4 protein-coding genes are annotated in these 3,811 nt (G+C 61.7%); all 4 read right to left on the reverse strand.

From position 1 onward, the window contains the following. Positions 1-55: 55 nt before the first annotated feature. Positions 56-1,510: an ATP-binding protein gene (locus VEK15_18115; protein HXV62621.1), complete on the reverse strand. Its 1,455-nt coding sequence runs from the start codon at positions 1,508-1,510 to the stop codon at positions 56-58. Between the two features lie 26 nt (positions 1,511-1,536). Then, positions 1,537-1,953: a pyridoxamine 5'-phosphate oxidase family protein gene (locus VEK15_18120; protein ID HXV62622.1), complete on the reverse strand. Its 417-nt coding sequence runs from the start codon at positions 1,951-1,953 to the stop codon at positions 1,537-1,539. Continuing rightward, complete coding sequence (locus VEK15_18125) at positions 1,950-2,462, reverse strand: hypothetical protein (GenBank protein HXV62623.1); 513 nt, start codon at positions 2,460-2,462, stop codon at positions 1,950-1,952. Before VEK15_18125 ends, VEK15_18120 begins: the two co-directional genes overlap by 4 nt. A gap of 69 nt (positions 2,463-2,531) precedes the next feature. Next, a partial coding sequence (glgP, locus tag VEK15_18130; protein HXV62624.1) for a glycogen/starch/alpha-glucan family phosphorylase occupies positions 2,532-3,811 on the reverse strand: 1,280 nt, incomplete at its 5' end.

Consider the following 3,811-nt stretch of genomic DNA (forward strand, 5'->3'; position numbering starts at 1 on the left):
GTCAACACGCATTCGATCCATCGTAAGGGGTGATAGGAGCGGGGGCGGTCGCGTCTCAGCGCGCTATCGGGAGTCGCACGGTAAACTCCGTACACTTCCCGAGCTCGCTCGTCACCGAGATGGTGCCCCGATGAGCTTGAACGATGCGGTAGCAGATCGAAAGCCCCAGACCGGTGCCCACACCGACTCCTTTGGTGGTGAAGCCCGGGTCGAAAACCCTGTCCAGATTTTCTGGAGCGATTCCCATCCCGGTATCCGCGAAACGGAGGACCACGTGATCGCCATCGCGCTCCGTGGTGATGGTGATGGTCCCACTGCCGTTCATCGCGAAAATGGCGTTGCTCAGTAGATTCATGAACACCTGATTGAGCTGGCTGGGAAGACACGTGACCTTGGGCAGATCGCCATAACTCTTCACCACCTCGACACCCTTGTCGAGCTCGTGAACGAGCAGCGTGAGCGTGCTATCGATGCCCTCGTGCAGATCGACCTTCTTCTCCTCGGATTCGTCCAGCCGAGCGAAGTTTCGCAGCGACCTGACGATGGAAATGATGCGTTTGCTGGCGACGAGCCCCATGTCCGAGGCTTGCTCCAACGATTCGACGGCCCGGCGAAGCTTCGGATCCGCTGCAAGGGTCTCGGGTAGGTCCGAGCTCGCGATGCGTTCCTTGACGATATGGGCCGCACGCCTCACCAAATCCGCATTGGCCGAGATCGTCCCGATCGGCGTGTTGATCTCGTGTGCCACTCCCGCCGCCAGCATCCCCAGCGACGCCATCTTGCTCGTCTGGACGAGCTGCGCCTGCGCTTCCCGAAGCTCGCGATTTGCGCGCGTGAGCTCCGCCGTCCGGGCGCGGACGCGCTCTTCCAGCGTCTCGTTGAGCTCCGCGAGCTCCGCGCGGCGTTGGCCTTCCGCGCGATAGAGCCGCGCGTTATGAATGGCGCTCGCCGCCTGATTTGCCACGATCGTGACGAGAAGCTCGTCGCGATCGCTGAACATTTTTTGCTCGGCGCTCTCCACGGAAAAGACTCCGATCAGGTTGTCTTTGATCAGAAGTGGGATGCCGATCTGACTCTCGACGTTTGGAAGTCCGGGCACCGGGGGGGCTTCCTTGAGCTCATCCGATCTTCCCGCGCCTTCCATCTCCTTCCTGATGGCGGCGATGTAGGAGCGCTGGCGCCCGAGGTTGGTGAGTCGCATGATACGGCGCTTCTTTGCCACCACACCGATGAGCCCGATGCCGACGGGAACGAGTCCGCCGAGAGTCTGACCGGCGAAGCCCCGGCTGGCAACGACGCGAAGCGCGTCGCCCGAATCGTCGAGAAGGAGGATCAGCGAGTGGCGAAAACCGAAGAGCTCGTCCATGGTACGGAGGACGACCTCGTAGATCTCGTCGAGCTCGAGGGTCGCGTTGATTTCGGACGAGACCTGGCGGAGGATCCGAACCTCGGCCGATTTTTGCGCGAGCTCCGCGGCTAGCTCCTCGCTGGAGGCTCTCGTGGTTCCCATGCGACACCGCTCAGGACTTCATGACTTCAGGAACGGGAGCCGTATTCGATCTTCTGCAGCGAGGTCACGCGAAAGATGTCCGCGGCCTTGAGCTTGAAGATCCCCGACATTCCTGTCATCGAGGCAATGGCTTCGATCTGCATGTCTAGCTCGTCGAAGGTGGGCCCTTCGGTCTCCGAGTGATCGAACTCGAGGTGCAGGATCCAGCTGGTGGAAGCCTCAACGTCATTCAGGTTGACGCAAGCACGTGGATTCTCGCGGATGTTGCGAACCGTCTTGCTGAAGAACTGGTTCGACAGCGCGACGTGATGGGGGTCGACGTAGTAGACCCGAGAGATCTCCGTGGCGTTGGGGATGCCGTCCAAAGAGCAGGTCCCCACTTGCGCGGGGATCCCGTTCTCCATCACCGCTCGGATCTCGTCGGGAAGCTTCGCGTTCGTCATCGGTCCATTGTGATCCGGGTGCCCGCTTCGGGACCGGGCGTCTGATCGTAAATCTCGTGCACCGCGAATGTCATGGCGAGGGCTGGCTTTCCGTACCGGGCGTCGCAAGCGCGTTCGGAGAAGCCAAATATTGGCTGGAAAATCGCCTTGAACTGCTCTGCCTTTTGGTTCACGAGGGGAAGATCCCTCTCGTTGGCCGGTCGGTAACCCAGGAAGGCACCCTTGAACTGGTAGCACTCGTGAAGATCGACGGTGGGATTCGGGGGGTGACTGGCTCGGGGGCCGGACGTGCTGGCGAGCACGGTGAAGGAGAACTTCCCGTTCTCCTCGAGGGAGGGGAGGAGGACCTCGCTGTACCCTCGAGGAAACAGACAGGTGATGGCTTTTCGGTCGTCGCTGACGCGCCAGGCCTGGACGAGATGGATCTGAGGGACCAGCTCGGCGTTCCGCGTCGCGCCGAATCCAACGGCCGCACCCTCCAGGAATACCGCAATCTCTTTCGGAATCATTCTCGTCGTCGTTCTGTAAGCTAACGTATGGGTGGTTTCCTGTCCAGCCTCGCGATTACCTCGCCACGGCTAGGGCGGACCGCCGGGAACGCTCGGCGCCGGTGCGTCGGCCGGCCGAATGGGAACGGGTGAGACTTTCCAAATCTCGTCGCAATACTCGCGGATGGCGCGGTCCGACGAGAACCTGCCCATGCGGGCCACGTTCAGAATGGACTTGCGCGTCCAGCTCTCGACATCGCGGTAGGCGCGTCCGGCATCCTCCTGACATCGGAGGTAATCGCCGAAATCGGCGAGCACCATGTAGTAGTCCCGCTCGAGCAGCGAGTCGATCAAGGGACGGAAGAGCGAGCGGTCGCCATCCGAGAACCTCCCGGACGCAACCAGGTCGATGGCCTCCCGGAGCCGCGGGTCGTCATGGTAGAGATCGCGCGGTCGATAGCTCCCCGTACGCTTGCCGGCGACCTCCTCGGCGGTCAAGCCAAAGAGGAAGAAATTCTCCGGGCCAACGGCCTCGCGAATCTCGACGTTGGCTCCATCGAGGGTGCCGATGGTCAGCGCTCCGTTCAAAGCGAACTTCATGTTCCCGGTTCCCGAGGCCTCCATCCCCGCGGTGGAAAGCTGCTCCGAGAGATCGGCCGCGGGAAATATGCGATGGCTCAGCTTCACGTTGTAATCGGGAAGGAAAACGACTTTGAGCCGTCGGTTCACACGCTCGTCGGAGTTCACCACGCCGGCAATCGAGTGGACGAGCTTGATGATGAGCTTGGCCATGAAATAGCCGGGAGCCGCTTTGCCGGCGAAGATCACCGTGCGCGGTCCTGCCTCGAAGCGCGGGTCTTGCACGAGCCGCTGGTAGAGTGCGACGACGTGGAGAGCGTTCAGCTGCTGACGCTTGTACTCGTGGATTCGCTTTGCCTGAACGTCGAAGAGCGATCCCGGTTCGACGACGTCTCCGGTGCGGCGCTGGATTTCTTTCGCCAGCTCGGCCTTGTTCTGTAGCTTGACCTGACGCCAGGCCTCGCGGAAACTGGCATCTTCGGCCAGGGGCTGCAGCCGCTCCAGCTCTTCGAGGTTCCTGAGCCAGTTCTCGCCGATCGCACTCGTGATGAGCCGGGAAAGACGGGGGTTCGCGAGCGCCATGAAACGCCGCGGCGTCACGCCGTTCGTCTTGTTGCTGAACTTCTCCGGCCAGAGATCGAAGAAGTCCGACATGACGCTCCTGGTGAGAAGCTCGGTGTGCAGGCGCGCCACGCCGTTTATCGCGTGGCTTCCCAGCGCAGCGAGGTGAGCCATGCGAACGTAGCGCTCGCCGGATTCGTCGATGAGGGAAAGTCGTCTCACCCGATCCT

It is taken from the genome of Vicinamibacteria bacterium (assembly GCA_035620555.1).
Lineage (GTDB): Bacteria > Acidobacteriota > Vicinamibacteria > Marinacidobacterales > SMYC01 > DASPGQ01.